This is a genomic window from Mycobacterium sp., assembly GCF_032161845.1.
In the GTDB taxonomy this organism is placed as follows: Bacteria; Actinomycetota; Actinomycetes; order Mycobacteriales; family Mycobacteriaceae; genus Mycobacterium.
This window is the reverse complement of the sequence record NZ_JAVRQA010000538.1, coordinates 1-2687: the sequence shown is the minus strand read 5'-3', so window position 1 is coordinate 2687 and position 2687 is coordinate 1. Positions and strand designations below refer to the sequence as shown.

Annotated in this window: 3 protein-coding genes; all 3 read left to right on the top strand. The window is 67.4% G+C overall.

Annotation, left to right across the window (positions count from 1 at the left end; genetic code table 11):
* On the top strand, window positions 1–795 hold a 795-nt coding region (locus QOD90_RS30190; RefSeq protein WP_526356048.1), incomplete at its 5' end, for a cyclopropane mycolic acid synthase family methyltransferase.
* Window positions 796–938: 143 nt separating this feature from the next.
* The gene (locus QOD90_RS30185) at window positions 939–1640 is read left to right on the top strand and encodes a YciI family protein (protein WP_526356046.1); all 702 of its coding nucleotides are present in this window, start codon (window positions 939–941) and stop codon (window positions 1638–1640) included.
* A gap of 10 nt (window positions 1641–1650) precedes the next feature.
* On the top strand, window positions 1651–2687 hold a 1037-nt coding region (locus QOD90_RS30180; RefSeq protein ID WP_526356044.1), incomplete at its 3' end, for an RNA polymerase sigma factor.

Sequence of the window (2687 nt, the reverse complement as noted above, 5' to 3'; positions counted from 1 at the left end):
CCGACACGCAAGTACAGCTGCGCCTACTTCACCTCGCCGACCATGTCGCTCTCCGAGGCGCAGATCAACAACGTCGACCAACACCTCGACAAGCTTGATCTGAAGCCCGGCATGACGCTGCTCGAGGTCGGCTGCGGCTGGGGCCTGACGCTGCAGCGCGCGATGGAGAAGTACGACGTCAACGTCATCGGCTTGACACTGAGCAAGAACCAGCAGGTCTATTGCGAACAGCTGTTGGCCAAATCCGACAGCAAGCGCAACTTCGACGTGCGGCTCGAGGGTTGGGAGCAGTTCCACAGCCCCGTCGATCGGATCGTGTCCATCGAGGCCTTCGAGCACTTCGGCTTCGAGCGCTACGACGACTTCTTCAAGACCTGCTTCGACATCCTGCCCGACGACGGCCGGATGACGATCCAGAGCAGCGTCGGCTTTCACCCGTACGACCTGGCCGAGCGCGGCAAGAAGCTGACCTTCGACCTAGCCCGCTTCGTCAAGTTCATGATCACCGAGATCTTCCCCGGCGGCCGGGTTCCGACCACGAAGATGATGGTCGAGCACGGTGAGAAGGCCGGCTTCGTCGTGCCCGAGGCGCTGTCGCTGCGGAATCACTACATCAAGACGCTGGGGATCTGGGCCGCGGCTCTGGAGAACCACAAGGATGAGGCGATCGCCGCGACCGACGAGGAGAACTACAACCGGTACATGAAGTACTTGACCGGGTGCCAGTACTACTTCGTCGACGAGGCCATCGACGTCAGCCTGGTGACCTACCTGAAGCCAGGCGCCGCCGCCTAGGCTTCCCCAGCAGCGCATCAGCCCCCGCCGCGAGCGGGGGCTTTTGCGTGGTCTCGATGATGCTGTCGGATTCGGTCGACGCCGTTCGTCGAACGGGTAGAGAGTGGAACAGAAGGTTCTGCTCGCTACCCGGAGGTACCCCGATGCATTACTTCGCATTGCTGCTCGGCGCCGAGTCCACCGAGGCGCCCGCTCCCGAGGCCCAAGCCGCTGAAATGGCCGCCTACCAGGCCTTCCACGCTGCCGCGGCGTCGGCGATCCGCGCCGGCGACGCCCTGGCTTCGACGGCGACGGGTGCGCGGATCAGCGGTGGCCCCGACTCCCCGACCGTCACCGACGGACCATTCGCCGAGTCCGCCGAGGTCGCTGGCGGCTACTACGTGTTCGAGGCGGAGAACCTCGACGACGCGCTCGCCCTCGCCCAGCAGATTCCCGCCGCGAAGTATGGCGCGGTGGAGGTGTGGCCGATGGTCCACTGGACCGCGCCGACGTCGCCGGTCGACACCGCGTGGCTGGCGCTGCTGCTCGAGTCACCCGACGACGTCAACGTGCCGGGCAGCCCGGAGTGGGACCAACGCGTCGCCGAGCACGTCGAACTCGGCAAGGCGATAGGTGACTACATCGCGGGCGGAGCCCCGCTGCATCCGCCGAGCACCGCGACGACCGTTCGGGTGCGCGACGGCCAAGTCGCACTGACCGACGGTCCGTACGTGGAGGGCGCCGAAGTCGCCAACGGCTTCTATCTGCTGCGCGCGGCCGATCGCGCCGAGGCGGTGAAGCTGGCCTCGATGATTCCCGCAGGCTCCGTCGAGGTTCGTCAGCTCCTCGGGGTTTCCGGACTCTGATTCTCCCTGAATGACCATCCTGGACAGCGTCTTTCGACGCGAATGGGGACCAGCCGTGGCGGCGCTCGCACGCTGGTCCGGCGATCTCACCGTCGCCGAGGACGCTGTCCAGGAGGCGTTCGCCGAGGCGATGCGGGCCTGGCCGCGCGACGGCGTGCCCGACAACGCAGGCGGGTGGATCGTCACGGTCGCCCGCAACCGCGCGCTGGACCGCCTCCGTCGCGAATCAGCGCGGCCCGGAAAGGAACTCGCTGCGGTGATGGACGACAACCTGGCCCGCATGGACGCGCGGCCGATCCATCCGGTCCGCGACGACGAACTGCGGATGATGTTCACCTGCGCGCATCCCGCGTTGGATCCGGCGTCGCGGCTTGCGCTGACGCTGCGGTTGATCTCCGGCCTGACGGTCGCCGAGATCGCTCGCGCGCTACTGCAGTCCGAGGCCGCCGTTGGACAGCGGATCACGCGGGCCAAGAGCAAGATTCGCGGCGCGAACATCCCGCTACGCGTCCCGCCGCCCGAACTGCTGCCGGAGCGGACACCGCACGTCCTGGCCTGCATCTACTCGGTGTTCACCGAGGGCTATTGGTCGACGGCCGGTCCGTCGGCTGTTCGCGACGAACTGTGCGACGAGGGTGTTCGCCTCGCCAGCGAGCTGTGTGCGCTGATGCCGACCGAGCCCGAAACCCACGCGCTCGCCGCCCTCGTCCTGCTTCATGACTCCCGTCGCGCCACTCGGGTGGACGCGGACGGCGCCCTGGTGCCGCTCGACGAACAGGACCGCGGCCGGTGGGACCGCGGGCGGGTCATCCGTGGTCTGGACCGGTTGCGGTCGGCGGCGGGTGCGCGTGGCCCGTACCTCCCGCAGGCGATGATCGCGGCGCTTCACGCGACGGCACCGAGTTGGGAGCAGACCGACTGGGCCTCGATCTGCACCGCATACGACCGGCTGATCGACATCGTCGACTCGCCGGTCGCACGGGCCAATCGTGCACTTGCCGTGGGGTTTCGGGACGGTTTCGAGGCTGGGCTGTCGGTGCTCGACGA